28 protein-coding genes, 6 tRNA genes, 4 rRNA genes and 1 pseudogene (1 of these 39 only partly in view) are annotated in these 25532 nt (G+C 45.0%); 3 read left to right on the top strand and 36 right to left on the bottom strand.

The genetic code is table 11. From position 1 onward, the window contains the following. The 10 genes from P3L57_RS00990 to P3L57_RS00945 all read right to left on the bottom strand — a co-directional run. Window positions 1-1111 (bottom strand): 16S ribosomal RNA (locus P3L57_RS00990) (it extends 439 nt beyond the left edge of the window). A gap of 176 nt (window positions 1112-1287) precedes the next feature. Further along, window positions 1288-1363, bottom strand: a tRNA-Ala gene (locus P3L57_RS00985). A 7-nt stretch (window positions 1364-1370) separates the two neighbouring features. Further along, window positions 1371-1447: transfer RNA gene (locus tag P3L57_RS00980), tRNA-Pro, on the bottom strand. Window positions 1448-1470: 23 nt separating this feature from the next. Next, a tRNA-Arg gene (locus P3L57_RS00975) sits at window positions 1471-1547 on the bottom strand. Between the two features lie 52 nt (window positions 1548-1599). After that, window positions 1600-1674: transfer RNA gene (locus tag P3L57_RS00970), tRNA-Gly, on the bottom strand. 65 nt (window positions 1675-1739) lie between these two features. Then, window positions 1740-1812: transfer RNA gene (locus P3L57_RS00965), tRNA-Thr, on the bottom strand. A 2-nt stretch (window positions 1813-1814) separates the two neighbouring features. After that, window positions 1815-1889 (bottom strand) — tRNA-Asn (locus tag P3L57_RS00960). Between the two features lie 44 nt (window positions 1890-1933). Then, a 5S ribosomal RNA gene (rrf, locus tag P3L57_RS00955) occupies window positions 1934-2049 on the bottom strand. A 53-nt stretch (window positions 2050-2102) separates the two neighbouring features. Further along, window positions 2103-5030: ribosomal RNA gene (locus P3L57_RS00950) — 23S ribosomal RNA — on the bottom strand. A 169-nt stretch (window positions 5031-5199) separates the two neighbouring features. Further along, a 16S ribosomal RNA gene (locus tag P3L57_RS00945) occupies window positions 5200-6749 on the bottom strand. The 16S, 23S and 5S rRNA genes sit together here with 6 tRNA genes alongside, the layout of an rRNA operon. Before the next feature lie 352 nt (window positions 6750-7101). Here P3L57_RS00945 and pdaB point away from each other — a divergent pair. Continuing rightward, window positions 7102-7866 (top strand): polysaccharide deacetylase family sporulation protein PdaB, encoded by a 765-nt coding sequence (gene pdaB / locus P3L57_RS00940; protein ID WP_069487691.1) that lies wholly within the window; start codon window positions 7102-7104, stop codon window positions 7864-7866. Window position 7867: 1 nt separating this feature from the next. On the opposite strand, the gene kbaA is transcribed toward pdaB, so the two are convergent. Then, a complete protein-coding gene (gene kbaA, locus P3L57_RS00935) occupies window positions 7868-8464 on the bottom strand; it encodes a KinB-signaling pathway activation protein (RefSeq protein ID WP_044153392.1) in 597 nt (198 codons plus the stop codon). A gap of 109 nt (window positions 8465-8573) precedes the next feature. Between kbaA and gerD the strand changes: the two genes are divergently transcribed. Next, window positions 8574-9131, top strand: coding sequence for a spore germination lipoprotein GerD (gene gerD, locus P3L57_RS00930; protein WP_010332792.1), 558 nt, complete (start codon window positions 8574-8576; stop codon window positions 9129-9131). Window positions 9132-9168: 37 nt separating this feature from the next. Here gerD and salA read toward each other — a convergent pair whose 3' ends face one another. The 4 genes from salA to P3L57_RS00910 form a co-directional block, all read right to left on the bottom strand. Next, on the bottom strand, window positions 9169-10227 hold the full coding sequence (salA, locus tag P3L57_RS00925; protein ID WP_059291705.1) for an iron-sulfur carrier protein/transcriptional regulator SalA: 1059 nt from the start codon (window positions 10225-10227) through the stop codon (window positions 9169-9171). A 95-nt stretch (window positions 10228-10322) separates the two neighbouring features. Continuing rightward, window positions 10323-11036, bottom strand: coding sequence for an N-acetylmuramoyl-L-alanine amidase CwlD (gene cwlD / locus P3L57_RS00920; RefSeq protein WP_044153395.1), 714 nt, complete (start codon window positions 11034-11036; stop codon window positions 10323-10325). Window positions 11037-11095: 59 nt separating this feature from the next. Next, window positions 11096-11539 (bottom strand): YbaK family protein, encoded by a 444-nt coding sequence (locus tag P3L57_RS00915; protein WP_059291704.1) that lies wholly within the window; start codon window positions 11537-11539, stop codon window positions 11096-11098. A gap of 220 nt (window positions 11540-11759) precedes the next feature. Then, window positions 11760-12527: a class I SAM-dependent methyltransferase gene (locus P3L57_RS00910; protein ID WP_069487690.1), complete on the bottom strand. Its 768-nt coding sequence runs from the start codon at window positions 12525-12527 to the stop codon at window positions 11760-11762. 480 nt (window positions 12528-13007) lie between these two features. Here P3L57_RS00910 and P3L57_RS00905 point away from each other — a divergent pair, with 480 nt between their 5' ends. After that, entirely contained in the window at window positions 13008-13169 is a 162-nt protein-coding gene (locus tag P3L57_RS00905) for a hypothetical protein (RefSeq protein ID WP_158003529.1), read from the top strand. Window positions 13170-13211: 42 nt separating this feature from the next. Here P3L57_RS00905 and rpsI read toward each other — a convergent pair whose 3' ends face one another. From rpsI to rplF, 21 genes and pseudogenes are all read right to left on the bottom strand, one after another. Next, window positions 13212-13604 carry a 30S ribosomal protein S9 gene (gene rpsI, locus P3L57_RS00900; protein ID WP_003225846.1) on the bottom strand — a complete coding sequence of 131 codons (393 nt, stop codon included), beginning with the start codon at window positions 13602-13604 and terminating at the stop codon, window positions 13212-13214. A gap of 20 nt (window positions 13605-13624) precedes the next feature. Continuing rightward, on the bottom strand, window positions 13625-14062 hold the full coding sequence (gene rplM, locus P3L57_RS00895) for a 50S ribosomal protein L13 (protein WP_003241966.1): 438 nt from the start codon (window positions 14060-14062) through the stop codon (window positions 13625-13627). Between the two features lie 161 nt (window positions 14063-14223). Continuing rightward, window positions 14224-14967 carry a tRNA pseudouridine(38-40) synthase TruA gene (gene truA, locus P3L57_RS00890; RefSeq protein ID WP_069487688.1) on the bottom strand — a complete coding sequence of 248 codons (744 nt, stop codon included), beginning with the start codon at window positions 14965-14967 and terminating at the stop codon, window positions 14224-14226. Window positions 14968-14976: 9 nt separating this feature from the next. Beyond that, complete coding sequence (locus P3L57_RS00885; RefSeq protein ID WP_059291701.1) at window positions 14977-15774, bottom strand: energy-coupling factor transporter transmembrane component T family protein; 798 nt, start codon at window positions 15772-15774, stop codon at window positions 14977-14979. After that, window positions 15771-16640 (bottom strand): energy-coupling factor ABC transporter ATP-binding protein, encoded by an 870-nt coding sequence (locus P3L57_RS00880; protein ID WP_059352667.1) that lies wholly within the window; start codon window positions 16638-16640, stop codon window positions 15771-15773. The genes P3L57_RS00885 and P3L57_RS00880 overlap by 4 nt, the downstream gene beginning before the upstream one ends. Continuing rightward, on the bottom strand, window positions 16616-17461 hold the full coding sequence (locus P3L57_RS00875; protein WP_010332784.1) for an energy-coupling factor ABC transporter ATP-binding protein: 846 nt from the start codon (window positions 17459-17461) through the stop codon (window positions 16616-16618). Before P3L57_RS00875 ends, P3L57_RS00880 begins: the two co-directional genes overlap by 25 nt. 129 nt (window positions 17462-17590) lie before the next feature. Then, complete coding sequence (gene rplQ, locus P3L57_RS00870; protein ID WP_003225836.1) at window positions 17591-17953, bottom strand: 50S ribosomal protein L17; 363 nt, start codon at window positions 17951-17953, stop codon at window positions 17591-17593. 77 nt (window positions 17954-18030) lie between these two features. Then, window positions 18031-18975 (bottom strand): DNA-directed RNA polymerase subunit alpha, encoded by a 945-nt coding sequence (locus P3L57_RS00865; protein ID WP_059291699.1) that lies wholly within the window; start codon window positions 18973-18975, stop codon window positions 18031-18033. Between the two features lie 176 nt (window positions 18976-19151). After that, window positions 19152-19547 (bottom strand): 30S ribosomal protein S11, encoded by a 396-nt coding sequence (gene rpsK, locus P3L57_RS00860; protein ID WP_010332782.1) that lies wholly within the window; start codon window positions 19545-19547, stop codon window positions 19152-19154. A gap of 20 nt (window positions 19548-19567) precedes the next feature. Continuing rightward, window positions 19568-19933: a 30S ribosomal protein S13 gene (rpsM, locus tag P3L57_RS00855; protein ID WP_003156545.1), complete on the bottom strand. Its 366-nt coding sequence runs from the start codon at window positions 19931-19933 to the stop codon at window positions 19568-19570. Window positions 19934-19955: 22 nt separating this feature from the next. Next, window positions 19956-20069, bottom strand: a complete 114-nt coding sequence (rpmJ, locus tag P3L57_RS00850) for a 50S ribosomal protein L36 (protein ID WP_003156543.1) — start codon at window positions 20067-20069, stop codon at window positions 19956-19958. A gap of 33 nt (window positions 20070-20102) precedes the next feature. Continuing rightward, the gene (gene infA / locus P3L57_RS00845) at window positions 20103-20321 is read right to left on the bottom strand and encodes a translation initiation factor IF-1 (protein WP_003156508.1); all 219 of its coding nucleotides are present in this window, start codon (window positions 20319-20321) and stop codon (window positions 20103-20105) included. After that, window positions 20299-20578: pseudogene (locus tag P3L57_RS00840) on the bottom strand (KOW domain-containing RNA-binding protein). Before P3L57_RS00840 ends, infA begins: the two are co-directional and overlap by 23 nt. Before the next feature lie 64 nt (window positions 20579-20642). Next, complete coding sequence (map, locus tag P3L57_RS00835; protein ID WP_044153406.1) at window positions 20643-21389, bottom strand: type I methionyl aminopeptidase; 747 nt, start codon at window positions 21387-21389, stop codon at window positions 20643-20645. Then, the gene (locus P3L57_RS00830; RefSeq protein WP_010332780.1) at window positions 21386-22039 is read right to left on the bottom strand and encodes an adenylate kinase; all 654 of its coding nucleotides are present in this window, start codon (window positions 22037-22039) and stop codon (window positions 21386-21388) included. Before P3L57_RS00830 ends, map begins: the two co-directional genes overlap by 4 nt. Before the next feature lie 54 nt (window positions 22040-22093). Continuing rightward, window positions 22094-23389 (bottom strand): preprotein translocase subunit SecY, encoded by a 1296-nt coding sequence (gene secY / locus P3L57_RS00825; RefSeq protein ID WP_059352665.1) that lies wholly within the window; start codon window positions 23387-23389, stop codon window positions 22094-22096. 1 nt (window position 23390) lies between these two features. Beyond that, window positions 23391-23831 (bottom strand): 50S ribosomal protein L15, encoded by a 441-nt coding sequence (gene rplO / locus P3L57_RS00820; protein WP_003225819.1) that lies wholly within the window; start codon window positions 23829-23831, stop codon window positions 23391-23393. A gap of 30 nt (window positions 23832-23861) precedes the next feature. Then, the gene (rpmD, locus tag P3L57_RS00815; RefSeq protein WP_003156497.1) at window positions 23862-24041 is read right to left on the bottom strand and encodes a 50S ribosomal protein L30; all 180 of its coding nucleotides are present in this window, start codon (window positions 24039-24041) and stop codon (window positions 23862-23864) included. Window positions 24042-24054: 13 nt separating this feature from the next. Continuing rightward, window positions 24055-24555, bottom strand: coding sequence for a 30S ribosomal protein S5 (gene rpsE, locus P3L57_RS00810; RefSeq protein ID WP_003156493.1), 501 nt, complete (start codon window positions 24553-24555; stop codon window positions 24055-24057). A gap of 24 nt (window positions 24556-24579) precedes the next feature. Beyond that, on the bottom strand, window positions 24580-24942 hold the full coding sequence (gene rplR, locus P3L57_RS00805) for a 50S ribosomal protein L18 (protein ID WP_044153410.1): 363 nt from the start codon (window positions 24940-24942) through the stop codon (window positions 24580-24582). 32 nt (window positions 24943-24974) lie between these two features. Further along, window positions 24975-25514, bottom strand: a complete 540-nt coding sequence (gene rplF / locus P3L57_RS00800) for a 50S ribosomal protein L6 (RefSeq protein ID WP_010332777.1) — start codon at window positions 25512-25514, stop codon at window positions 24975-24977. Window positions 25515-25532 lie beyond the last annotated feature (18 nt).

Here is a 25532-nt window from a genome sequence, read left to right as displayed (position 1 = left end):
GTTGCGGGACTTAACCCAACATCTCACGACACGAGCTGACGACAACCATGCACCACCTGTCACTCTGCCCCCGAAGGGGACGTCCTATCTCTAGGATTGTCAGAGGATGTCAAGACCTGGTAAGGTTCTTCGCGTTGCTTCGAATTAAACCACATGCTCCACCGCTTGTGCGGGCCCCCGTCAATTCCTTTGAGTTTCAGTCTTGCGACCGTACTCCCCAGGCGGAGTGCTTAATGCGTTAGCTGCAGCACTAAGGGGCGGAAACCCCCTAACACTTAGCACTCATCGTTTACGGCGTGGACTACCAGGGTATCTAATCCTGTTCGCTCCCCACGCTTTCGCTCCTCAGCGTCAGTTACAGACCAGAGAGTCGCCTTCGCCACTGGTGTTCCTCCACATCTCTACGCATTTCACCGCTACACGTGGAATTCCACTCTCCTCTTCTGCACTCAAGTTCCCCAGTTTCCAATGACCCTCCCCGGTTGAGCCGGGGGCTTTCACATCAGACTTAAGGAACCGCCTGCGAGCCCTTTACGCCCAATAATTCCGGACAACGCTTGCCACCTACGTATTACCGCGGCTGCTGGCACGTAGTTAGCCGTGGCTTTCTGGTTAGGTACCGTCAAGGTACCGCCCTATTCGAACGGTACTTGTTCTTCCCTAACAACAGAGCTTTACGATCCGAAAACCTTCATCACTCACGCGGCGTTGCTCCGTCAGACTTTCGTCCATTGCGGAAGATTCCCTACTGCTGCCTCCCGTAGGAGTCTGGGCCGTGTCTCAGTCCCAGTGTGGCCGATCACCCTCTCAGGTCGGCTACGCATCGTTGCCTTGGTGAGCCATTACCTCACCAACTAGCTAATGCGCCGCGGGTCCATCTGTAAGTGGTAGCCGAAGCCACCTTTTATGTTTGAACCATGCGGTTCAAACAAGCATCCGGTATTAGCCCCGGTTTCCCGGAGTTATCCCAGTCTTACAGGCAGGTTACCCACGTGTTACTCACCCGTCCGCCGCTAACATCAGGGAGCAAGCTCCCATCTGTCCGCTCGACTTGCATGTATTAGGCACGCCGCCAGCGTTCGTCCTGAGCCAGGATCAAACTCTCCGATAAAGTAGTTTGACTGACTACGCACATTGCTGTGCGATTTTATAATAAAACTTGAATTAACAGGTACGTTTTGTCTTGTTTAGTTTTCAAAGATCATTTTGTTTATCGCTTTGTTAAAGCAACTTTATTAGTATACAACGTCGCTTTCTCAAAGTCAACAACTTTTTTAAATCTTTTTTTGGTGGAGCCTAGCGGGATCGAACCGCTGACCTCCTGCGTGCAAAGCAGGCGCTCTCCCAGCTGAGCTAAGGCCCCATAAAAATGGTCGGGAAGACAGGATTCGAACCTGCGACCCCATGGTCCCAAACCATGTGCTCTACCAAGCTGAGCTACTTCCCGATTTCCCATATTGATAAAATATATGGCGCGCCCGAGAGGAGTCGAACCCCTAACCTTTTGATCCGTAGTCAAACGCTCTATCCAATTGAGCTACGGGCGCATTTTCACTTGTATCAACATCCCATTGGGATGAAACCGTTGGGATGAAAAAATGGAGCGGAAGACGGGATTCGAACCCGCGACCCCCACCTTGGCAAGGTGATGTTCTACCACTGAACTACTTCCGCATATCGCAATAAAAAAAGCTTTCTCCTTTTTGAGAAACCTTGGTAAGAGTAATACATTTAAATAAAGCTTCCAAGCGGGCTCGAACCGCTGACCTCTTCCTTACCATGGAAGTGCTCTACCTGCTGAGCTATGGAAGCAATGGCTCCGCAGGTAGGATTCGAACCTACGACCGATCGGTTAACAGCCGATAGCTCTACCACTGAGCTACTGCGGAATGATATAAGCTTCATAAACAAACATGGTAGAAATAGATAAACTGCTTGGCGGCGTCCTACTCTCACAGGGGGAAACCCCCGACTACCATCGGCGCTGAAGAGCTTAACTTCCGTGTTCGGCATGGGAACGGGTGTGACCTCTTCGCTATCGCCACCAAACAATTGAGAGTGTTCTCTCAAAACTAGATAACAGATGTGACATCATTAGACATTAGGTTAAGTCCTCGATCGATTAGTATCTGTCAGCTCCATGTGTCGCCACACTTCCACCTCAGACCTATCAACCTGATCATCTTTCAGGGATCTTACTTCCTTGCGGAATGGGAAATCTCATCTTGAGGGGGGCTTCATGCTTAGATGCTTTCAGCACTTATCCCGTCCGCACATAGCTACCCAGCGATGCCCTTGGCAGAACAACTGGTACACCAGCGGTGCGTCCATCCCGGTCCTCTCGTACTAAGGACAGCTCCTCTCAAATTTCCTGCGCCCGCGACGGATAGGGACCGAACTGTCTCACGACGTTCTGAACCCAGCTCGCGTACCGCTTTAATGGGCGAACAGCCCAACCCTTGGGACCGACTACAGCCCCAGGATGCGATGAGCCGACATCGAGGTGCCAAACCTCCCCGTCGATGTGGACTCTTGGGGGAGATAAGCCTGTTATCCCCGGGGTAGCTTTTATCCGTTGAGCGATGGCCCTTCCATGCGGAACCACCGGATCACTAAGCCCGACTTTCGTCCCTGCTCGACTTGTAGGTCTCGCAGTCAAGCTCCCTTGTGCCTTTACACTCTGCGAATGATTTCCAACCATTCTGAGGGAACCTTTGGGCGCCTCCGTTACCTTTTAGGAGGCGACCGCCCCAGTCAAACTGCCCACCTGACACTGTCTCCCCGCCCGATAAGGGCGGCGGGTTAGAAGGTCAATACAGCCAGGGTAGTATCCCACCGATGCCTCCACCGAAGCTGGCGCTCCGGTTTCCAAGGCTCCTACCTATCCTGTACAAGCTGTACCAACATTCAATATCAGGCTGCAGTAAAGCTCCACGGGGTCTTTCCGTCCTGTCGCGGGTAACCTGCATCTTCACAGGTACTATAATTTCACCGAGTCTCTCGTTGAGACAGTGCCCAGATCGTTGCGCCTTTCGTGCGGGTCGGAACTTACCCGACAAGGAATTTCGCTACCTTAGGACCGTTATAGTTACGGCCGCCGTTTACTGGGGCTTCAATTCGCACCTTCGCTTACGCTAAGCGCTCCTCTTAACCTTCCAGCACCGGGCAGGCGTCAGCCCCTATACTTCGCCTTACGGCTTCGCAGAGACCTGTGTTTTTGCTAAACAGTCGCCTGGGCCTATTCACTGCGGCTCTCTCGGGCTTGCACCCTAACAGAGCACCCCTTCTCCCGAAGTTACGGGGTCATTTTGCCGAGTTCCTTAACGAGAGTTCTCTCGATCACCTTAGGATTCTCTCCTCGCCTACCTGTGTCGGTTTGCGGTACGGGCACCTCTCACCTCGCTAGAGGCTTTTCTTGGCAGTGTGGAATCAGGAACTTCGCTACTATATTTCGCTCGCCATCACAGCTCAGCCTTATGGGAAACGGATTTGCCTATTTCCCAGCCTAACTGCTTGGACGCGGATATCCAATACCGCGCTTACCCTATCCTCCTGCGTCCCCCCATTGCTCAAATGGTGAGGAGGTGGTACAGGAATATCAACCTGTTGTCCATCGCCTACGCCTTTCGGCCTCGGCTTAGGTCCCGACTAACCCTGAGCGGACGAGCCTTCCTCAGGAAACCTTAGGCATTCGGTGGAGGGGATTCTCACCCCTCTTTCGCTACTCATACCGGCATTCTCACTTCTAAGCGCTCCACCAGTCCTTCCGGTCTGGCTTCACAGCCCTTAGAACGCTCTCCTACCACTGTTCGAAGAACAGTCCGCAGCTTCGGTGATACGTTTAGCCCCGGTACATTTTCGGCGCAGAGTCACTCGACCAGTGAGCTATTACGCACTCTTTAAATGGTGGCTGCTTCTAAGCCAACATCCTGGTTGTCTAAGCAACTCCACATCCTTTTCCACTTAACGTATACTTTGGGACCTTAGCTGGCGGTCTGGGCTGTTTCCCTTTCGACTACGGATCTTATCACTCGCAGTCTGACTCCCAAGGATAAGTCATTGGCATTCGGAGTTTGACTGAATTCGGTAACCCGGTAGGGGCCCCTAGTCCAATCAGTGCTCTACCTCCAAGACTCTTACCTTGAGGCTAGCCCTAAAGCTATTTCGGAGAGAACCAGCTATCTCCAGGTTCGATTGGCATTTCACCCCTACCCACACCTCATCCCCGCACTTTTCAACGTGCGTGGGTTCGGGCCTCCATTCAGTGTTACCTGAACTTCACCCTGGACATGGGTAGATCACCTGGTTTCGGGTCTACGACCACGTACTCATGCGCCCTATTCAGACTCGCTTTCGCTGCGGCTCCGCATCTTCTGCTTAACCTTGCACGGGATCGTAACTCGCCGGTTCATTCTACAAAAGGCACGCCATCACCCGTTAACGGGCTCTGACTACTTGTAGGCACACGGTTTCAGGATCTCTTTCACTCCCCTTCCGGGGTGCTTTTCACCTTTCCCTCACGGTACTGGTTCACTATCGGTCACTAGGGAGTATTTAGCCTTGGGAGATGGTCCTCCCGGATTCCGACGGAATTTCACGTGTTCCGCCGTACTCAGGATCCACTCTGGAGAGAACGAAGTTTTGACTACAGGGCTGTTACCTCCTATGGCGGGCCTTTCCAGACCTCTTCATCTACCTCGTTCCTTTGTAACTCCGTACAGAGTGTCCTACAACCCCAAGAGGCAAGCCTCTTGGTTTGGGCTAATCCCGTTTCGCTCGCCGCTACTCAGGGAATCGCATTTGCTTTCTCTTCCTCCGGGTACTTAGATGTTTCAGTTCCCCGGGTCTGCCTTCTCATATCCTATGAATTCAGATATGGATACCACTCCATTACGAGTGGTGGGTTTCCCCATTCGGAAATCTCCGGATCAAAGCTTGCTTACAGCTCCCCGAAGCATATCGGTGTTCGTCCCGTCCTTCATCGGCTCCTAGTGCCAAGGCATCCACCGTGCGCCCTTTCTAACTTAACCGTTAAAAAGAATCACTATGTGATATCTTGTGTTACTAATTGAATGTGATGTCTACTGTTATCTAGTTTTCAAAGAACACGTTTCGAAGGAATGATCCTTCAAAACTAAACAAGACAGGGAACGTTCTGTTTATAAGACCCAAGGTCTTATATTCCGTAAATATCCTTAGAAAGGAGGTGATCCAGCCGCACCTTCCGATACGGCTACCTTGTTACGACTTCACCCCAATCATCTGTCCCACCTTCGGCGGCTGGCTCCATAAAGGTTACCTCACCGACTTCGGGTGTTACAAACTCTCGTGGTGTGACGGGCGGTGTGTACAAGGCCCGGGAACGTATTCACCGCGGCATGCTGATCCGCGATTACTAGCGATTCCAGCTTCACGCAGTCGAGTTGCAGACTGCGATCCGAACTGAGAACAGATTTGTGGGATTGGCTTAACCTCGCGGTTTCGCTGCCCTTTGTTCTGTCCATTGTAGCACGTGTGTAGCCCAGGTCATAAGGGGCATGATGATTTGACGTCATCCCCACCTTCCTCCGGTTTGTCACCGGCAGTCACCTTAGAGTGCCCAACTGAATGCTGGCAACTAAGATCAAGGGTTGCGCTCGTTGCGGGACTTAACCCAACATCTCACGACACGAGCTGACGACAACCATGCACCACCTGTCACTCTGCCCCCGAAGGGGACGTCCTATCTCTAGGATTGTCAGAGGATGTCAAGACCTGGTAAGGTTCTTCGCGTTGCTTCGAATTAAACCACATGCTCCACCGCTTGTGCGGGCCCCCGTCAATTCCTTTGAGTTTCAGTCTTGCGACCGTACTCCCCAGGCGGAGTGCTTAATGCGTTAGCTGCAGCACTAAGGGGCGGAAACCCCCTAACACTTAGCACTCATCGTTTACGGCGTGGACTACCAGGGTATCTAATCCTGTTCGCTCCCCACGCTTTCGCTCCTCAGCGTCAGTTACAGACCAGAGAGTCGCCTTCGCCACTGGTGTTCCTCCACATCTCTACGCATTTCACCGCTACACGTGGAATTCCACTCTCCTCTTCTGCACTCAAGTTCCCCAGTTTCCAATGACCCTCCCCGGTTGAGCCGGGGGCTTTCACATCAGACTTAAGGAACCGCCTGCGAGCCCTTTACGCCCAATAATTCCGGACAACGCTTGCCACCTACGTATTACCGCGGCTGCTGGCACGTAGTTAGCCGTGGCTTTCTGGTTAGGTACCGTCAAGGTACCGCCCTATTCGAACGGTACTTGTTCTTCCCTAACAACAGAGCTTTACGATCCGAAAACCTTCATCACTCACGCGGCGTTGCTCCGTCAGACTTTCGTCCATTGCGGAAGATTCCCTACTGCTGCCTCCCGTAGGAGTCTGGGCCGTGTCTCAGTCCCAGTGTGGCCGATCACCCTCTCAGGTCGGCTACGCATCGTTGCCTTGGTGAGCCATTACCTCACCAACTAGCTAATGCGCCGCGGGTCCATCTGTAAGTGGTAGCCGAAGCCACCTTTTATGTTTGAACCATGCGGTTCAAACAAGCATCCGGTATTAGCCCCGGTTTCCCGGAGTTATCCCAGTCTTACAGGCAGGTTACCCACGTGTTACTCACCCGTCCGCCGCTAACATCAGGGAGCAAGCTCCCATCTGTCCGCTCGACTTGCATGTATTAGGCACGCCGCCAGCGTTCGTCCTGAGCCAGGATCAAACTCTCCGATAAAGTAGTTTGACTGACTACGCACATTGCTGTGCGATTTTATAATAAAACTTGAATTAACAGGTACGTTTTGTCTTGTTTAGTTTTCAAAGATCATTTATACCGCTTAACGAAGCAGCTTTATTACTATAACATTCAGCTTCTTTTAAGTCAACACTTTTTTAAAAAGGGTTAATGAAGCTTTTTTTTGTTGTCAGCTGTTCATCAGCGACGAATAATAATATAACACGGATATTATCAAATGGTCAATAACTAATTTAATCTGTTTTAAAGAGACTTTTATCAGTTATATTCGTTTGGCCAAGCACATAAGATGTAACACAAGAATGATGGACAAGATAAGGAGGCATCATCAGTGAATCACTTCTATGTGTGGCACATAAAACGCGTTAAACAATTTATCATTATACTTATCGCCGCATTTGCTGCAGCCAGCTTTTTTTATATCCAAAGAGCTGTCCCGCTCCCTGTATTTTCGACTGATAGCGGACCGAAAGCCATTTATAAAGGAGAAACAGATTCAAAAGACATTGCTCTTACCTTTGATATCAGCTGGGGGGATGAAAAAGCCGAGCCTATCCTTAATACCCTGAAAGCCAACGGTATCAAAAACGCTACGTTTTTTCTTTCCGCTTCTTGGGCCGAACGCCACCCGGACACGGTGGCTCGCATTGTAAAGGACGGCCATCAAATAGGGAGTATGGGTTATTCTTATAAAAACTATGCAAATCTAGAGGATAGTGAAATAAAAAAGGACATTAACCGTGCGAGGACTGCCTTTGAAAAATTAGGAATCAAAGACATACGGCTCCTAAGACCTCCTACTGGTCAGTTCAATAAAAATGTCCTATCAATCGCAAAGCAGTATAACTATACAGTCGTTCACTATAGTGTGAATTCCCATGACTGGACGAATCCAGGCGTTGAAAAAATCGTCGATAATGTAAACCGTCAAGTTTCAGGAGGAGACATTATTCTTTTACACGCCTCAGACTCAGCTAAACAAACAGAAGAGGCCCTGCCTGAGATTATCCATCATATGAGAGAAAAAGGTTTAAAAAATGTCAACGTGGGAGATCTCATTGCAAACACAGATGCTAAATCCGCCGAAGTAAAATAAATTATTTCGCTGCAAACTTCGGCAGCATCAGCAATTGAAAAGCATTACACGCCATTAACGGAAAGAGCATTAAGTAAAGCCAGTCCTCATCATTTACTCTGAGCGCAGGAAACCATTCCAATGCAGTGATCACAACCATTAAAAATAAAGATGACACAAACGTTTTCTTTGAGGACTGCTTTTGTTTTATATACGCGGTAAGCAAACCGAAGATCAATAAAAATAACGGCAGCCAAGCATAGCCAGCCATTGACTCTCCTCTATCTCCGAAAAATAAAAACCGCACGTACATTAAATCAAAAGCGACAAACAGGATGAAAAACAGCTGCAGTAAATTCCATAAAGATGAAGATCTTAATATTTCGAGTGCAAACCGGTGAACTGTTAAAAACACGAAAAAGCCCATTTGACTGATGACACTAAAAATCATGCCGACACCGATAAACCAAAATAAAACAGAGAAAATCTGGCCCGCTTCAAAATTCAGAAACAGCTCCTTATATCCCCCCCATTTTAAAGCAAAACCCACAACACTCGTTACAACCGCTCCGACAGCTAAAATAGAAAAGAAAAAACGAACTAAGCCACGGCTTTTCATTTCTTTATTCAACCCCTCAAAAATCGCAGATCGCGATATTTTGTTATGTATAATTCCAACCGGATGAATCATATTAAAAGTAAGATAAGTATGTGAAAGGAGCTTAAGCATGTCAAAAGCCAAAACGCTATTGATGGGCTGTTTTTTGATATTATCTGTAACAGCTTGCGCTCCAAAAGACCAAGCAGCGGATATGGATTATGATCAGACCAAAAAAATGGTTGTTGATATATTAAAAACAGATGATGGAAAGAAAGCAATTAAGGAATTATTAAACGATGATGCGATGAATGAAGCACTGGTGATTGATCAGGATGCCATTAAAGGAACAATAGAAAAAACACTCACCTCTAAAAAAGGTGCGGATTTTTGGAAAAACATCTTTGAAGACACTGAATTTGCGGAAAGCTTTGCTAAAACCCTTCAAACAGAGCATGAAAAAGTAATTAAAAAGCTGATGAAGGATCCGGATTACCAGAAAATGCTGATGAGTGTTATGCAGGACCCGGGAATGAATAAAAAATACAGCGAACTGGCAAAAAGCCAAGAATTCCGCAGTTATTTAGAACAAGTAATTACCGAAACACTTTCTAGTCCGCTTTACAAAAAACAGTTCGAAGATGAACTGAAAAAAGCAGCAGCAGAAACCGCTAAAGAAGGTGAGTAAAGGGAAGCCGGGATCAAAAAATCCCGGTTCGCCTTTTTTATATTTGCACTTCCATTTTTTCAACGACTTTTTTTGCAATGTCATGATATATTTCACCGATTGGATGGCTTTCGTCATAAACAGACGGAGCAAATTGGTCTTTATCCCAATCAGGCTGTTTTAACGGTATTCTGCCGAGCAAAGGCACTTTAAGCTCCTCAGCAAGTTTATCTCCGCCGCCTTTGCCAAAGACATATTCTCTTTCCCCAGTCTTTGCACTTTCATAATAAGCCATGTTCTCTATGACGCCAACGACCTCATGATCTGTTTTAATAGCCATAGACCCCGCTCTGGCCGCAACAAAGGCTGCAGTCGGGTGCGGCGTTGATACGATAATTTCTTTACTGCTCGGAAGCATCGTATGTACATCAAGTGCGACGTCCCCTGTTCCAGGCGGAAGATCGAGAACGATATAGTCTACTTCTCCCCATTCTACTTCGTGGAAAAAGTTGTTGAGCATCTTGCCCAGCATTGGCCCTCTCCAGACGACAGGAGCATTTTCTTCAACGAAGAAACCCATCGACATGACCTTTACACCGAAGCGTTCAACAGGAAGCAGTTTGTCTCCTTCAATTGTTGGACGCACTGTAATGCCCATCATATCCGGCACACTAAAGCCGTAGATATCCGCGTCAATTAAACCGACCTTTTTCCCAAGCCGAGCCAGAGAAATAGCAAGGTTCACTGACACAGTTGATTTGCCTACTCCGCCTTTTCCGCTCGCTACAGCAAGGAAAACCGGCGGGTTATCCATATTTAACAATGTTTTGTTCTCTGTTGACGGCGCCCGAAATTTCGCAACTGTTTCTTCAGGCAGCTCTTCAAATCGAAGGCCTACCGTCTCAGCGCCTGCCCCTTTTAAGACATTTACGATTTCTTGCTGAACCTGCATTTGTTCTGCTGTTCCGGTTTTTGCAAGAGCCACTTTTACACTGACATGCCGTTTTTCAGGCTTTATTTTTACTTCCTTAACGGCATCCAATTCTCCCAGAGGTCTTTGAAGAAAAGGTTCGCGCATTTCACCGACTAGTTTTCTTACTTCATCTTCTCTTATCATCGAACCTCACCCTTTTGTGTATTCGTTTACAAACATTATTATATCATACATAAACAGCGGGTGTCTTTTGCTTAGAACCATGAGAAAACCCTCCTTTACTCCGGAGGGTCGCCTTTTTCTGTAAAGTATCTCAATATTCCTTTATATATGGAAGATGCCACTTTGTCCTGATATTTCGGTTTCCCCAGCATCTTTGCTTCGCCAGGATTGGATAAAAAACCGACTTCCACAAGCGCACCTGGTTTTGTGACATTTTGCATTAAGTAAATACCATGAATTCGCTTTGCTTTTCGGGTTGTATTCTCCAGGTTTGTTCTCAACTCATCCTGAATGTATTTTGCAATTTTCTCGTTTTCCTCGTATTTTCCGTAATAAAAGCTTTGGGCTCCGCTCCATTTTTGTGACGGGATCGCATTAAGATGAATGCTAAGGTAGAGCTCAGCCTCTGAATTGTTAATTAAGTTCACTCGCTGTCTTAAGTCTTCCGCTTTTCGTTTACTATAGCCTCTTGTCCCTTCAGGAGCTAGATCGGTGTCACTTTCTCTAGTCATAATCACTAAGGCCCCTTGTTCCTGAAGATAATCCCTGACTCTGAAAGCCACTTCCAGGGTTATATCCTTCTCTAACAGCTTGCCGCCCACTGCCCCTCCATCCGGCCCGCCATGACCTGGATCAAGATAAATAATTTTCCCGCTCAAAGGCAGACTCCACGGATTCCAAGAATCGTTATTGCTGAATTGATACTTGAATAGAAACAGTAATACGATAAAGCCTAGCATAAAACTGAGCCATTTAAGCTTTTTCCTCATCCCTTCCCCTCCCGCTTGTCCGTTATTACATAAGTATGGGACAGGGTCGGGAAATATGATTAACGCATGCGAAGCTTACATTGTTTTTCTCTTTGGACAAACCCTTCTGTCCACCAGTCTTTGATGAATTTTCGCGCTGCTTCATATACTGTGTTTTTATCAAATGTTGCGTATTGCTCATGTGTCCAATGATAAAGGTATTCAAAAAACTCCATACGAAGCTCTTCTTCTTCCCTTGCAGAGCGGGCACTAACACTTTGCATAGATTCTCCATAATATCCGAAAACCCCGAAACGCCCGCCTAACAAATAGGCTTCTATCGCAAAATCAATACAGCCTTCCGTAATAACGTCCCTTTCATCCTGCAAAAATGGAAATAATGGAGTAAGACATGCCTTTACAGACTGAATGATTTGTCTAAGTGAGAGTTCTTTGAGCAAGTTTTTTTCTAATTGAAAATCCTTTTGGCGTTTCACATCCATAAAAGACAGTACCTCTGCCATACAAATTCACTCTCCTTTTACCGGTTATTTTGAGGTTTGGGAGGTGAAACCATGCCCGAATTCGGTTGGAAATTCGCCCAAATGAAGGTGTCGATAACTTGAACAGATTAAAATGAGTGTAAAAAAAGCAGCTTTCTGCGGGGTAGGGAACATATGTTTGTTCACAAAAGCAGAGGCAGCACAACAATAAAAGGCAGCTCCCTCTAATAGGTCGCTGCCTTCATACTTTAATGCTTCTTGTTGCAGAATATGTATTAATGTATTGATCCAATACAAAACCGCCTTTATCTTCGTAAAAACCAGTGACAATAAAACCGGCATCGAGCTGTCCCTTAATTTGGTCTTCTAAGGAGTGCCCGAATTCCAGAGCTTCATTATTTTCAATCAGCTTTTTCACCTTATGTTTTGGAAGGTCTTCTGAGTCGGCGTATGGAATGGAGTGCTTTACTTTTAAAACGCCCTGCTCTTCTAATTCAATGTCAAACAGAAAAACAACTGGATTAACAAATCCTGAAATTAAAACGCCATTTCTTTTCAGCACGCGGTTCGCTTCTTTCCAAACCGGAAGGATATCTTCAACAAAAACATTGGAAACCGGATGTACGATGAAATCAAATGATTCATCTTCAAATTGACTAAGATCATTCATACTTCCTTTCACGGTGCGTATGGTCAAGCCGTCGCGATCAGCAACCATTCTGTCCTGTCCCAGCTGCTGTTCTGAGTTATCTAAGACGGTGACTTCCGCTCCGGCTGCCGCTAAAACCGGGGCCTGCTGTCCGCCTCCTGAAGCCAAACAAAGCACCTTCAGGCCTTTTACAGGAGGAAACCAATCCTTTGGCACATTTTTCATAGGGGTTAACCTTATATCCCAATTCCCTTTTTTCGCTTGTTCAATGACATGCCGCTCTACAGCAACAGTCCATTCATTGCCTGTCTCTACTTTTTGATCCCAGGCTTTGCTATTATGATCTACTAACGCATTCATGAATCGTTCTCCTTACTTTAGTGTTTAGAGTATAACAAATATTTCTAGATTGATACCGCTTTCCCTTTGCATTTTCAGAAAAAAATTCATAAAACCGCAATAAATTAACAAAGGAGATATGTGATTTTATTGCTAATGATTATAATATCACTTTTTCAAATCAAATTAATGGAAAAGCACTTGATGCCGGCCTTACGCTTTTCATTGCCCTAAGGCATTTGAACACTGATGTAAGACTCACTCCAGCACTAGACGTTTCTTTCTGCGATGCGAATTGGTATTTGAACGGTTCCGTGTTTCCAAAAACGAGTTGAAAATCCTTCAATTTGTGATAACAAACCATTTTAGCGATAAATGCGTATGCCATTTGCAAAGGACGTTTGAATGCAGCACGCAGAGGCGCACTATTTATCAAGATGTTGATACACCAACCATAGGGTTTGAATTCATTGTTCGTTTACAGGGGCTCAACATAGATCATTGAAGCACTTGAAAGGTGACACATTTTGGGCTGGTAGCCGTGAAAAGCTTAAGCTATTCGGAACCTTGTGGGAAAGACCAGCTTTTAAAGACGGTCGTTTTATAAAACAAAAAACGGATGCCTGTTTAATCGCTTCTGCTTTAATTCTTAAAAGAAAATAAAAAAAGCCCCCAACCCATGGTTGAGAGCTTTGAAACGTAAAATTAACGTTTTGAGAACTGAGGTGCACGACGAGCGCCTTTAAGACCGTATTTTTTACGTTCTTTCATACGAGCGTCACGAGTCAGAAGACCTGCACGCTTAAGTGTTGCACGGTATTCTGGATCTGCTTCAAGCAAAGCACGAGCGATACCATGACGGATTGCTCCAGCTTGACCAGATAAGCCGCCTCCATGTACGTTTACTAAAACATCATAAGTGCCAGCTGTTTCAGTCAAAGTTAATGGTTGTTTGATATCTTCGATTAGAGCTGGAGATGGGATGTGCTCGCTGATTTCACGATTATTAACGACGATACGACCTTCTCCTGGAACTAAGCGCACACGCGCTACAGAACTTTTACGACGGCCAGTACCGTAATATTGAACCTGTGCCAAATTGGTAACCTCCTTTTTAATTAACCGCGAAGTTCGTAAACTTCAGGTTTTTGTGCTTCATGTGGATGCTCAGAACCACGGTATACGTTCAATTTTTTGAACATTTGACGACCTAGAGAACCTTTTGGAAGCATGCCTTTGATAGCAAGCTCAAGCATTTTCTCAGGGTAGTTTGTACGCATTTCAAGAGCAGTTCTTGATTTTAATCCGCCTGGATGTTGAGTGTGACGGTAGTAGATTTTGTCAGTTAACTTTTTACCAGTTAACTCGATTTTCTCAGCGTTGATGATGATCACATGATCTCCTGTATCAACGTGTGGTGTGTAAGTTGGTTTGTGTTTTCCGCGAAGGATAGCTGCAACTTCTGAAGAAAGACGGCCTAAAGTCTTGCCAGCAGCATCAACAACTAACCACTTGCGTTCAATAGTACTTGCGTTAGCCATAGGTGTTGTACGCATTGAATTTCCCTCCTAAATGATCTGTCATTTTCAATAAACTTCGATTACGTTCTATTTCACAACACAATAAGTTCCGGGGCTTATCGTGGGGTTGAAATACATACCATATGATATCTTATAACTTTATGCAGACTCTGTCAAGAAAATATTATACACCTGGTTTAGTTGTCATAGTAAACGTTCCATAAGTACAGTCCGTGTCCCGGTGCTGTGCGCCCTGCTGCTTCGCGGTTCTTCGCTTCCAGCATGGATTTCACATCATCGGGAGAAATTTTTCCAATACCTGCATCCAGCAAAGTACCCGCAATAATTCTGACCATATTATATAGGAAGCCGCTGCCTGTGATCCGCATTTGCAGGCCGCCATCAGTCTCAGTCCACTCGAGTTCGTAAATCGTTCTCACTTTGTCCTGCACTTCCGTTTTAGCCGCACAAAAGCTTGTAAAATCATGTGTTCCTAAAAGATGCTTTGCCGCTTCTCTCATGTTCTGCACATTGAGGCGATATGAAAAATGGTAAGCGTAATGCCGTTTAAATACGTCCGGGTGTTTCTCCGTGTATACAAAGTAGCGATATTCCTTTTTAACTGCGCTAAATCGTGCATGGAACCCATCATCCGCAATTTCTGCCATTTTGACTGCAATATCGTCCGGAAGCAGTGCATTTAAAGCATATGGCCATCTCTCAGCCGGAATAGAGAGCGGTGTATCAAAATGAATCACCTGTCCGGCTGCATGAACCCCGCTGTCCGTCCTTCCAGAGGAAACGACCGGAATTCTGTCTTTTGACTTATGCAGGACAGCCAGCGCCTTCTCGAGCTCATCCTGAACCGTTCTTTTACCCGGCTGTACTTGATATCCTTTAAACAAATGTCCGTCATAAGAAATCGTGCATTTCAGTCTCATAAAGCACCTCTAAGCCCTTAAGAAAAATAACAGAGCAGCCAATATGAACAAGCTGACGATGACAGAAGTATCCTTTGCCGTCCATACAAGCTTTCTGTATTTAGTGCGTCCCTCTCCGCCTTGATAGCCTCTTGCTTCCATTGCAACCGCAAGCTCTTCAGCACGCTTAAACGCGCTGACAAAGAGTGGGACTAGCAGCGGCACAATTGCCTTCACTCTGTCTTTAAGCGGTCCGCTTGTAAAATCAACGCCTCTCGCCATCTGAGCCTTCATAATCTTATCAGTCTCCTCCATCAAGGTTGGGATAAACCGTAAAGAGATCGACATCATAAGAGCCAGCTCATGAACAGGAAGCTTCAATTTTTTAAATGGGTTGAGCAGCTGTTCCATCCCATCGGTAATCTCAATAGGTGTTGTTGTCAGCGTTAATAGAGTTGTCATTAAAATCAGATAGACGAACCTAAGGGAAATAAAAATCCCTTGTACCAAACCGCCCTCATAGATCTTGAAAAAGCCAAGTTCAAAAATGACCGGTCCTTCATGTGTCATGATAATATGAAGCAGGAACGTAAAAAGAACAATCCAGATGATCGGCTTTAGCCCTTTCATCAAAAAGGAAAAAGGAACTCTAGTTAAGGAAACAACGCCTGCTGTAAATAAACCAAGCAGCGCATATGTCTGCACATTATTGGCCAAGAAAACGATACAGACAAACAAAAAGATCGTAACCAATTTTGTTCTTGGGTCAAGCCGGTGCACAAGTGAAGAACCCGGCACATACTTGCCGATAATCATGCTGTCCATCATAAGGTTTTTCCCCCCTGAAAAAGAGCACGGATTTCAGCAGCGGCATCTTCTATTGTAAGCAGAGGTTCTTTAAATTTGACACCAAGTGCGGCTTCCAGCTGTCTTTGGAATTTAATCGTTTCCGGAAGATCCAGCCCCCAGCCGGCCATTTCTTCCCCTTTTGAGAACAGGTCTCGCGGACTGCCTGATGCCTGGATAGTTCCTTTATGCATCACGATCATTTCATCAGCATAGGCAGCCGCATCTTCCATGCTGTGGGTGACAAGAATTGTCGTCAGGTTTCCCCGTTGGTGGAGCTCATAAAACATGTCCATGATCTCTTTTCGCCCTCTTGGATCCAGCCCTGCTGTCGGCTCATCGAGAACAAGCACTTCAGGATCCATTGCAAGCACCCCGGCAATTGCAACCCTGCGCATTTGTCCTCCGCTTAATTCAAAAGGTGATCTATCCAGAAGCTCTTCAGATAAACCTACAAGCTTCAGCATCTCTCTCGCTTTTTGTTCAGCGTCTTCCTTTTTCACACCAAAGTTCATCGGTCCAAATGAAATATCTTTGAGAACTGTTTCTTCGAATAATTGATGTTCGGGGAATTGGAAAACGATTCCGACTTTTTTTCGGAGGGATTTAAGCTCTTTATTCTTTTTTCCTGCCTGTATAACGGTATTGCCTAATGAAATATGCCCCTTTGTAGGCTTCAGGAGACCATTCAGGTGCTGAAGAAGAGTGGATTTACCGGAGCCTGTATGCCCTATTACGGCCACATAACTGCCTTCCTTAATCGATGCATTGATATCATACAGGGCAAGGCGCTCAAACGGCGTCTTTATCTGATAGCGATGCTCTACATCTTTGATTGTAATGTCCATAGCTCGTTCACCAGCCCTTCCTGAGTCAAATGATTTTCTTCCAAAGCCAGTCCATTTTCTCTTAAGAGCTGGCTGAGCTGGAATGAGAAGGGTAAATCAAGCCCGATTCGAACAAGTTCCTTATTCAATTTGAAAATTTCTTCAGGCGTACCCTCGGCATATTTCTTACCGCCATTCATGACAATGATTCTGTCAGCTTTTGCTGCCTCATTCAGATCATGTGTAATCGAGATGACAGTTGCCATGCCTTGCTCTTTTAAATGTCTTACCGTTTCAAGCACTTCTTCTCGCCCGATCGGGTCAAGCATGGATGTTGCTTCATCTAAGATAATAATATCAGGACGTGCGGCAATAATCCCTGCTATCGCAACTCTCTGCTTTTGGCCTCCGGAGAGATGGTGCGGCTCTTGATCAAGAAAATCCTGCATGTTGACCTGTTTGACAGCCCAATCTACTCTCTCAATCATTTCTTCCCGCGGTACACCATTGTTTTCTAAACCAAAAGCCACATCATCGCGAACTGTCGTTCCGACAAATTGGTTATCCGGATTTTGAAAGACCATTCCAATCTTCTTACGCACTTCCCACACTGACTCCTCTGTCAGTTGAATACCAGCAACCTTTATGTCGCCTGATTCAGGAAGGATTAAACCATTCAATGCCCGGGCCAGTGTTGATTTCCCTGAACCGTTATGACCCACAATTGCAAGCCATTCACCCTCATACACCTGCAGGGAGACGCTATCTAGTGCTCGTCTTTCTGCGTCTTTCCGATATCGAAAAACGATATCCTCTACCGATATCAACTGATTTTGATTCACGGACAACCGGCCTCCTCTCAGCTCATACTCTGCTTGTCTCTCTATTGAAAAAGTTGCAGTATCTAAAAAAAGGGCATAGATCCAGTTAGAAACTGTCCCGCCCTTCTTTAGATACACAAAAATATGTGATTAAACCAATTCGATAATTGCCATTGGTGCTCCGTCACCACGGCGAGGACCAAGCTTCATAATACGTGTGTATCCACCTTGGCGCTCCTCGTAACGAGTTGCAATGTCAGAGAATAATTTTTGAAGTGCATCTTGGTTATTTTCTTCGTTAGCAACCTCGTTGCGGATGTATGCAGCAGCTTGACGGCGAGCGTGAAGATCACCGCGTTTGCCAAGCGTGATCATTTTTTCAACTACAGAGCGAAGTTCTTTCGCACGTGTTTCAGTTGTTTCGATTCTTTCGTTGATGATCAAATCAGTTGTAAGATCACGAAGCATAGCCTTACGCTGTGCACTCGTACGTCCTAGTTTTCTGTATGACATGTGATGTCCCCTCCTTTATTGGAATGCTTTTTCTGAATTATAAACACACGAAAATCCTAGTTCACAAGGGAAACTAGTCAATCGTCTTTGCGAAGTCCGAGTCCAAGTTCTTCTAGTTTCGCTTTCACTTCTTCAAGTGATTTACGTCCTAGATTACGAACTTTCATCATATCTTCTTCCGTCTTGTTCGCAAGCTCTTGAACCGTGTTGATACCCGCACGCTTTAAGCAGTTGTAAGAACGAACAGAAAGATCCAATTCTTCAATCGTCATTTCAAGAACTTTCTCTTTTTGATCTTCTTCTTTTTCAACCATGATTTCAGCATGCTGAGCTTCGTCAGTTAAACCAACGAATATATTAAGGTGTTCAGTTAAAATCTTTGAACCAAGCGCAATCGCTTCTTTAGGTCCAGTGCTTCCATCAGTCCAAACATCAAGTGTAAGTTTGTCATAGTTTGCAACCTGGCCTACACGAGTGTTCTCTACTTGATAAGATACACGAGAAACTGGCGTATAGATTGAATCGATCGGAATCACGCCGATAGGCTGATCGTCTCTTTTGTTTGCGTCAGCAGGCGTATACCCACGTCCTCTTTGAGCAGTAAGGCGAACTCGGAAACTCGCATTCTCACCAAGAGTCGCGATATGAAGATCAGGATTTAAGATCTCTACATCACTATCGTGTGTAATATCAGCTGCTGTTACAGTTCCATTACCCTGTACATCAATTTCTAGCGTCTTCTCTTCATCAGAGTAGATTTTCAATGCAAGCTTTTTAATGTTTAAGATAATCGTTGTAACATCTTCCACAACGCCTTCAATTGTCGAGAATTCGTGCAGTACACCATCTATCTGGATTGATGTTACAGCGGCACCAGGGAGTGAGGATAAGAGGATACGACGTAAGGAGTTACCCAGAGTTGTACCATATCCACGCTCAAGTGGCTCTACGACAAACTTACCAAATTTGGCATCGTCGCTGATTTCAACCGTTTCGATTTTTGGTTTTTCAATCTCGATCATTACTTAAAACCCTCCTTCAAAACGTCGAAACCTCGAATAGAATCATATGAGATTCCATCCGAAATTCCCCATTGTTTAGTCCCGTATGTGCTCAGGCAACGAGTCGGTGCATTCGTTTAATAAATAACTGTATCATAACCCATTATTGACAGGGACACAAAATCTATACAAACAAATTACACGCGGCGACGTTTTGGTGGACGGCATCCGTTATGAGGAACAGGAGTTACGTCTCTGATAGCAGTGACTTCTAATCCAGCAGCTTGAAGCGCACGGATAGCAGCTTCACGACCTGAACCAGGGCCTTTTACAGTAACCTCAAGAGTTTTAAGTCCATGTTCGATTGAACCTTTAGCAGCTGTTTCTGCAGCCATTTGTGCAGCAAAAGGAGTAGATTTACGAGAACCTCTGAATCCTAGAGCTCCGGCACTAGACCAAGAAAGAGCATTACCATGAGTGTCAGTGATCGTAACGATCGTGTTATTGAAAGTTGAACGAATATGAGCAATTCCAGACTCAATATTCTTTTTCACGCGACGTTTACGCGTGTTAGATTTACGAGCAGCAGCCATTGTTTAGGTACCTCCCTTACTTATTTTTTCTTGTTAGCTACAGTACGACGCGGACCTTTACGAGTACGCGCATTGTTTTTAGAGTTTTGTCCGCGAACAGGCAAACCTCTGCGATGACGGATTCCGCGGTAGCTTCCGATTTCGATCAGACGCTTAATGTTAAGAGAAACTTCACGGCGAAGGTCACCTTCTACTTTCAGTTTGTCAATAACATCACGGATTTTACCAAGTTCTTCTTCAGTAAGATCACGCACACGAGTATCTTCTGAAACACCAGCCTCTTTCAAGACTTGCTGAGCCGTTGTGCGGCCAATTCCGAAGACATATGTTAAAGAAATAACAACACGTTTGTCACGTGGGATATCTACACCAGCAATACGAGCCATTCTCTGGGCACCTCCTTATAAATTATCCTTGTTTTTGTTTATGCTTTGGATTTTCACAGATCACCATTACTTTTCCTTTTCTGCGAATAACTTTGCATTTTTCACAGATTGGTTTAACTGATGGTCTCACTTTCATGTGTTTCCAACCTCCTTCAGTTTCCGGAGTGCTTTATTTGTAACGGTACGTAATCCTGCCACGAGTTAAGTCATATGGAGATAATTCTACCGTAACTTTGTCTCCAGGTAAAATGCGAATGAAGTGCATGCGGATTTTACCAGATACGTGAGCCAAAACAGTGTGTCCATTTTCGAGTTCAACTTTGAACATCGCGTTTGGCAATGTTTCGACTATCGTACCTTCCACTTCAATTACATCGTCTTTCGCCATTCAAGTGTTCTCCCTTCTTCAAATCAGTAACTTGCTTTCTGACAAATTTCAAAAGAGAAAATCTCAGTTTTCCGTTTGTCACACGCCCTGTTTCGTTTATACTGTTCTGAACTTCCGGAGATACGCAATCATAAAGGGTTAAATGATTGATATTCTATTTCTTAGGAGAATGAAATGTACGCTTTTCTCCGTCTGCTATTAGTACATGATGATTACAATACCACCGACAACGGCAAGATGAATTCGCTCCTGCCAATGTTAAACCGAACCTTCTGCCCTATCAAGCCGGAATTACATCTGCCTTCGGAATTAAGTCATCATCTAGACTTTTGTCAGTATATCAAAACCCGTTTCCGTAATCGCAATTGTATGTTCAAAATGAGCACACTTTTTCCCATCTACCGTTACAACCGTCCAGTTATCAGCCAAAGTTTTCACATAGCGGCTGCCAGCGTTCACCATAGGTTCAATAGCGAGAACCATGCCAGGTTTGAGTCGTGGTCCTTTGTTCGGCGGACCGTAATGAGGAATTTGCGGGTCCTCATGCAAGTCTTGACCAACACCATGTCCGACATACTCCCTAACAACTGAAAACTGCTCATTTTCGACATACGTTTGTATTGCGTGGGAAATATTCGACAAACGTTCACCTGGTTTTGCTTCCTGCAAGCCTTTATATAAAGATTCCTCTGTCACTTCCAGAAGTTTTTTATCATCATCACTGATGTTTCCTACCGGATATGTCCATGCAGAGTCACCATGATAACCATTTAATTTAGCACCGATATCAATACTGATGATGTCACCGTCACGCAGCACCCTGCTGCCAGGAATGCCGTGAACGAGTTCTTCATTCACTGATACGCAAATGCTCCCGCGAAACCCATTATACCCCTTAAAAGATGGGATTGCACCCTGCTTCTTAATAAAACGTTCGGCAATTTGATCCAATTCTTTTGTCGAGATTCCTGGTTTAATGTGCTTTTTTAACTCTTCGTGAGTCAAAGCCACGATTCGCCCTGCTTCCCGCATGATACCAAGTTCACGTGGGGTTTTACAGATAATCATTTTTTTAATCCTCCAAGAAGATCCTTCACATCTGCATAAACATCTTGAATGTCCTGCTGGCCATTCACGTTTACAAGATAACCTTTCTCAGAATAGAAATCGAGTAAAGGCTGAGTCTGCTTCATGTTTACCTCAAGCCGTTTAGAGACTGTTTCCTCATTATCATCTGCCCGTTGATAGAGTTCGCCTCCGTCTTTATCACAAACACCCGGCGTTTTCGGCGGATTAAAGACTAAATGATAGGTTGTGCCGCAAACACTGCAAATTCTGCGTCCAGTCAGACGTTCCATTAAAGAATCTTTATCAACTTTAATGTTAATGACATAATCAATCGGCTTGCCGTATTCTTCAAGAATTTCTTCAAGAGCTTCGGCTTGAGCGACTGTTCGCGGAAATCCGTCCAGAAGAAAACCTCTTTCACAATCATCTTTGCCAAGTCTTTCTTTGACAATTCCAATTGTGACTTCATCAGGTACGAGCTCACCCTTATCAATATAAGATTTTGCTTCGAGTCCGAGTGATGTTTCCTCTTTCATAGCAGCACGGAACATATCTCCTGTTGAGATGTGAGGTATTCCATAATCCTCAACAATTCGTTCGCCCTGTGTGCCTTTACCGGCACCAGGAAGCCCCATTAAGACTAAGTTCATTCGGATTTCCCCCGTCCTCTCTTAATTAAGAGGGAATGGATAAATCCATTTCCTCTAGTTTTTCATAAATCCACGGTAGTTTCGTTTCACCAACTGGCTTTCTAGTTGTTTCATTGTCTCCAAGGCTACCCCGACAACAATTAACAAAGATGTTCCGCCAATTTGTGCACTTTGAGGCAATCCAGCGAATTGAATGAAAAAGATAGGAAGAATGGAAATCACGGCTAAGAATACAGCACCCACAAACGTAAGTCGATACAAAATGCTCGTAATTCTATCTTGAGTCATTTTCCCTGGACGAACCCCCGGGATATAGCCACCCTGTTTTTTAAGGTTATCAGCCATTTGTTCAGGATTAACCTGGACAAAAGCATAAAAGTACGTAAAGGCAATAATTAACGCAACATATATAGTCATCCCCACCGGATGTGTATTATCAAAGTTGGCTTGAATCCACTTTGTCACATCGTTTGTTCCAAAGAATGACGCGATCGTACGCGGTGTTATTAAAAACGCAACCGCAAAGATTACTGGAATAACACCGGCAGGATTCACTTTCAATGGAAGGTGAGTAGACTGACCTCCGCCAGCAGGTGAACGACCTGTGCCTTTAGCATATTGAATCGCAATTTTCCGTACAGCTTGCTGAATGAAAATAACTCCAACAATAACTGCTAAAATTGCAATCACAAGAAGAGCGACTTTCACAATATGAATAAACAGCTGATCGTTGCTGCCGACAAATTGAGTCTCATATATTTGTCCAACCGTTTTCGGAATACTAGACACAATCCCCGCGAAGATAATGATCGATATTCCGTTGCCTACTCCATGAGATGTGATTTGTTCTCCAAGCCACATTAAAAAGGCAGTTCCGCCAGTGAGTACTAAAGCGATGATCAGATATGTGGATACGCCGGATTTTTCAATCAGCAATCCGTTAGCCAAATTGTTAAATCCGTATGACATACCCAACGCTTGGATAAATCCAAGGACAATCGTAAAGTATCTTGTGAACTGAGCCAATTTACGGCGGCCGACTTCACCCTGCTTAGACCACTCAGTAAACTTCGGCACAACATCCATCTGAAGCAGCTGGATGATGATTGAAGCTGTGATATAAGGAGTAATCCCCATTGCGAAAATAGAGAATTGGTAAAGCGCACCGCCGCCAAATGTATTAAGAAGATCAAATACTCCCATTTGAGACTGTGCCTGTAACACATCAGCGTTAACATACGGCACAGGAATAAACGCACCTATGCGAAAGACGATAAGCATGAGTAAAGTGAATATGATTTTATTCCGGATATCACTCACACGCATAAAGTTGGAGATTGTTTTAAACAAGTTAGATCACCTCAGCTGTACCGCCAGCAGCTTCAACAGCTTCTTTCGCAGAAGCAGAGAATTTATTGGCTTTTACAGTTAATTTTTTCTCTAATTTACCGTTGCCAAGAATCTTTACTCCTGCATTAAGTTTGCTTATAACACCAGTCTCAAGAAGAAGTTCAGGAGTGACTTCCGTTCCTTCTGCAAAACCGTTCAATTTGTCTAGGTTGACTACAGCGTATTCCTTACGGTTAATGTTAGTAAAACCGCGTTTAGGAAGACGTTGGAATAAAGGCATTTGTCCCCCCTCGAACCCTGGGCGTACACCGCCGCCAGAACGAGCGTTTTGACCTTTGTGACCTTTACCAGCTGTTTTACCGTTGCCAGAACCAATACCACGACCTACGCGATTACGCGTTTTGCGTGAACCTTCTGAAGGTTTTAATTCATGAAGTTTCATTAGGACACCTCCTTATCCGATCAATTATTTTTATTGTTCTTTAACAGAAACTAAATGAGATACTTTATTAATCATACCACGAATCGCAGCGTTGTCTTCATGAACAACAGTTTGGTTTGTTTTCTTTAAACCAAGTGTTCTCACAGTAACGCGTTGATCTTCCGGGCGACCGATTACACTTCGTTTGAGGGTAATTTCTAATTTAGCCATTAATATTCCCTCCTTATCCTAACAGTTCTTCTACAGATTTTCCACGAAGCTTCGCAACCTCTTCAGCACGCTTAAGTTCACTTAAGCCTTGAAGTGTTGCACGAATCATGTTGATCGGTGTGTTAGAACCTAAAGACTTAGAAAGGATGTCAGCTACACCAGCAAGCTCAAGTACCGCACGTACAGGGCCTCCAGCGATAACTCCAGTACCTTCAGAAGCAGGTTTTAACAAGATGTTACCTGCACCGAAACGTCCGATGATTTCATGTGGAATTGTAGTTCCAACCATTGGTACTTCAATTAAATTCTTTTTCGCATCTTCAACAGCTTTGCGGATCGCTTCTGGTACTTCTTGTGCTTTACCAGTACCGAATCCTACGTGTCCGTTTTTGTCACCGACAACGACTAGAGCTGCGAAGCGGAAACGACGACCACCTTTAACAACTTTCGCTACGCGGTTAACCGTAACTAAGCGTTCTTCTAACTCTAATTTGCTTGGGTCAATACGACGCATAATCATGTGTCCCTCCTTCTTTTATTAAAATTTAAGTCCAGCTTCACGAGCGGCATCAGCCAAAGCTTTTACACGTCCATGGTATAAGTATCCGCCACGGTCAAATACTACGTCAGAAACGCCTTTTTCAGCAGCGCGTTTTGCAACTAATTCTCCAACTTTAGCAGCAGCTGAAGTATCTCCAGTGCTTTCAACGTTCAAGTCTTTATCGAGAGTAGATGCACTAGCAAGTGTTACACCATTTACATCATCGATGATTTGAGCGTAAATGTGCTTGTTTGAACGGAAAACGTTAAGACGCGGTCTTTCAGCAGTACCAGAAAGTTTAGCGCGAACACGAGCGTGTCTTTTAAGACGAGCAGCATTTTTGCTAGTTTTCGTAATCATCTAGGTCACTCCTTTCTTCACTTTAAGCGATCTTACTTAGCAGATTTACCTTCTTTACGGCGAACAACTTCACCTTCGTAGCGGATTCCTTTACCTTTGTAAGGCTCTGGAGAACGGACAGCGCGAATGTTAGCAGCAATAGCTCCTACACGTTCTTTGTCTGTACCTTTAACGACTACTTTAGTTTGAGAAGGAACTTCGATATCGATGCCTTCTTCAGGGACGATCTCAACAGGGTGAGAGTATCCAACGTTTAAAACAAGTTTATTTCCGGATTTAGACGCACGGTAACCGACACCGACTAATTCCAAACCTCTTTCAAATCCTTTAGATACGCCTTCCACCATGTTGCCAAGCAGACTGCGAGTCGTACCATGCAGGGCACGGTGCTCTTTTTGATCAGAAGGACGAGCGACTGTAAGCACATTGTCCTCTATTTTAATCTCCATATCAGGGTGAAACGTACGAGTTAATTCTCCTTTTGGTCCTTTCACAGCTACAGTATTGTTATCGTTTAACGTTACTGTAACATCAGAAGGAATCTCAAGTAGCTTCTTACCTACACGAGACATACCAAACACCTCCATTCA

This window comes from Bacillus sp. B28 (genome assembly GCF_029536185.1).
Classification (GTDB): Bacteria; Bacillota; Bacilli; order Bacillales; family Bacillaceae; genus Bacillus; species Bacillus halotolerans.
The sequence above is the reverse complement of the archived record's forward strand: the minus strand, read 5'-3'. Positions and strand labels throughout refer to the sequence as shown.

Excerpts from the sequence above, each read along its gene's own strand:
- kbaA (WP_044153392.1), bottom strand. The coding sequence starts at position 8,464 with ATGAAAAGCCGTGGCTTAGTTCGTTTTTTCTTTTCTATTTTAGCTGTC.
- gerD (WP_010332792.1), top strand. The coding sequence starts at position 8,574 with ATGTCAAAAGCCAAAACGCTATTGATGGGCTGTTTTTTGATATTATCT.
- salA (WP_059291705.1), bottom strand. The coding sequence starts at position 10,227 with ATGATAAGAGAAGATGAAGTAAGAAAACTAGTCGGTGAAATGCGCGAA.
- cwlD (WP_044153395.1), bottom strand. The coding sequence starts at position 11,036 with ATGAGGAAAAAGCTTAAATGGCTCAGTTTTATGCTAGGCTTTATCGTA.
- P3L57_RS00915 (WP_059291704.1), bottom strand. The coding sequence starts at position 11,539 with ATGGCAGAGGTACTGTCTTTTATGGATGTGAAACGCCAAAAGGATTTT.
- P3L57_RS00910 (WP_069487690.1), bottom strand. The coding sequence starts at position 12,527 with ATGAATGCGTTAGTAGATCATAATAGCAAAGCCTGGGATCAAAAAGTA.
- rplM (WP_003241966.1), bottom strand. The coding sequence starts at position 14,062 with ATGCGTACAACACCTATGGCTAACGCAAGTACTATTGAACGCAAGTGG.
- truA (WP_069487688.1), bottom strand. The coding sequence starts at position 14,967 with ATGAGACTGAAATGCACGATTTCTTATGACGGACATTTGTTTAAAGGA.
- P3L57_RS00885 (WP_059291701.1), bottom strand. The coding sequence starts at position 15,774 with ATGATGGACAGCATGATTATCGGCAAGTATGTGCCGGGTTCTTCACTT.
- P3L57_RS00880 (WP_059352667.1), bottom strand. The coding sequence starts at position 16,640 with ATGGACATTACAATCAAAGATGTAGAGCATCGCTATCAGATAAAGACG.
- rplQ (WP_003225836.1), bottom strand. The coding sequence starts at position 17,953 with ATGTCATACAGAAAACTAGGACGTACGAGTGCACAGCGTAAGGCTATG.
- P3L57_RS00865 (WP_059291699.1), bottom strand. The coding sequence starts at position 18,975 with ATGATCGAGATTGAAAAACCAAAAATCGAAACGGTTGAAATCAGCGAC.
- rpsK (WP_010332782.1), bottom strand. The coding sequence starts at position 19,547 with ATGGCTGCTGCTCGTAAATCTAACACGCGTAAACGTCGCGTGAAAAAG.
- rpsM (WP_003156545.1), bottom strand. The coding sequence starts at position 19,933 with ATGGCTCGTATTGCTGGTGTAGATATCCCACGTGACAAACGTGTTGTT.
- rpmJ (WP_003156543.1), bottom strand. The coding sequence starts at position 20,069 with ATGAAAGTGAGACCATCAGTTAAACCAATCTGTGAAAAATGCAAAGTT.
- infA (WP_003156508.1), bottom strand. The coding sequence starts at position 20,321 with ATGGCGAAAGACGATGTAATTGAAGTGGAAGGTACGATAGTCGAAACA.
- map (WP_044153406.1), bottom strand. The coding sequence starts at position 21,389 with ATGATTATCTGTAAAACCCCACGTGAACTTGGTATCATGCGGGAAGCA.
- P3L57_RS00830 (WP_010332780.1), bottom strand. The coding sequence starts at position 22,039 with ATGAACTTAGTCTTAATGGGGCTTCCTGGTGCCGGTAAAGGCACACAG.
- rplO (WP_003225819.1), bottom strand. The coding sequence starts at position 23,831 with ATGAAACTTCATGAATTAAAACCTTCAGAAGGTTCACGCAAAACGCGT.
- rpmD (WP_003156497.1), bottom strand. The coding sequence starts at position 24,041 with ATGGCTAAATTAGAAATTACCCTCAAACGAAGTGTAATCGGTCGCCCG.
- rpsE (WP_003156493.1), bottom strand. The coding sequence starts at position 24,555 with ATGCGTCGTATTGACCCAAGCAAATTAGAGTTAGAAGAACGCTTAGTT.
- rplR (WP_044153410.1), bottom strand. The coding sequence starts at position 24,942 with ATGATTACGAAAACTAGCAAAAATGCTGCTCGTCTTAAAAGACACGCT.
- rplF (WP_010332777.1), bottom strand. The coding sequence starts at position 25,514 with ATGTCTCGTGTAGGTAAGAAGCTACTTGAGATTCCTTCTGATGTTACA.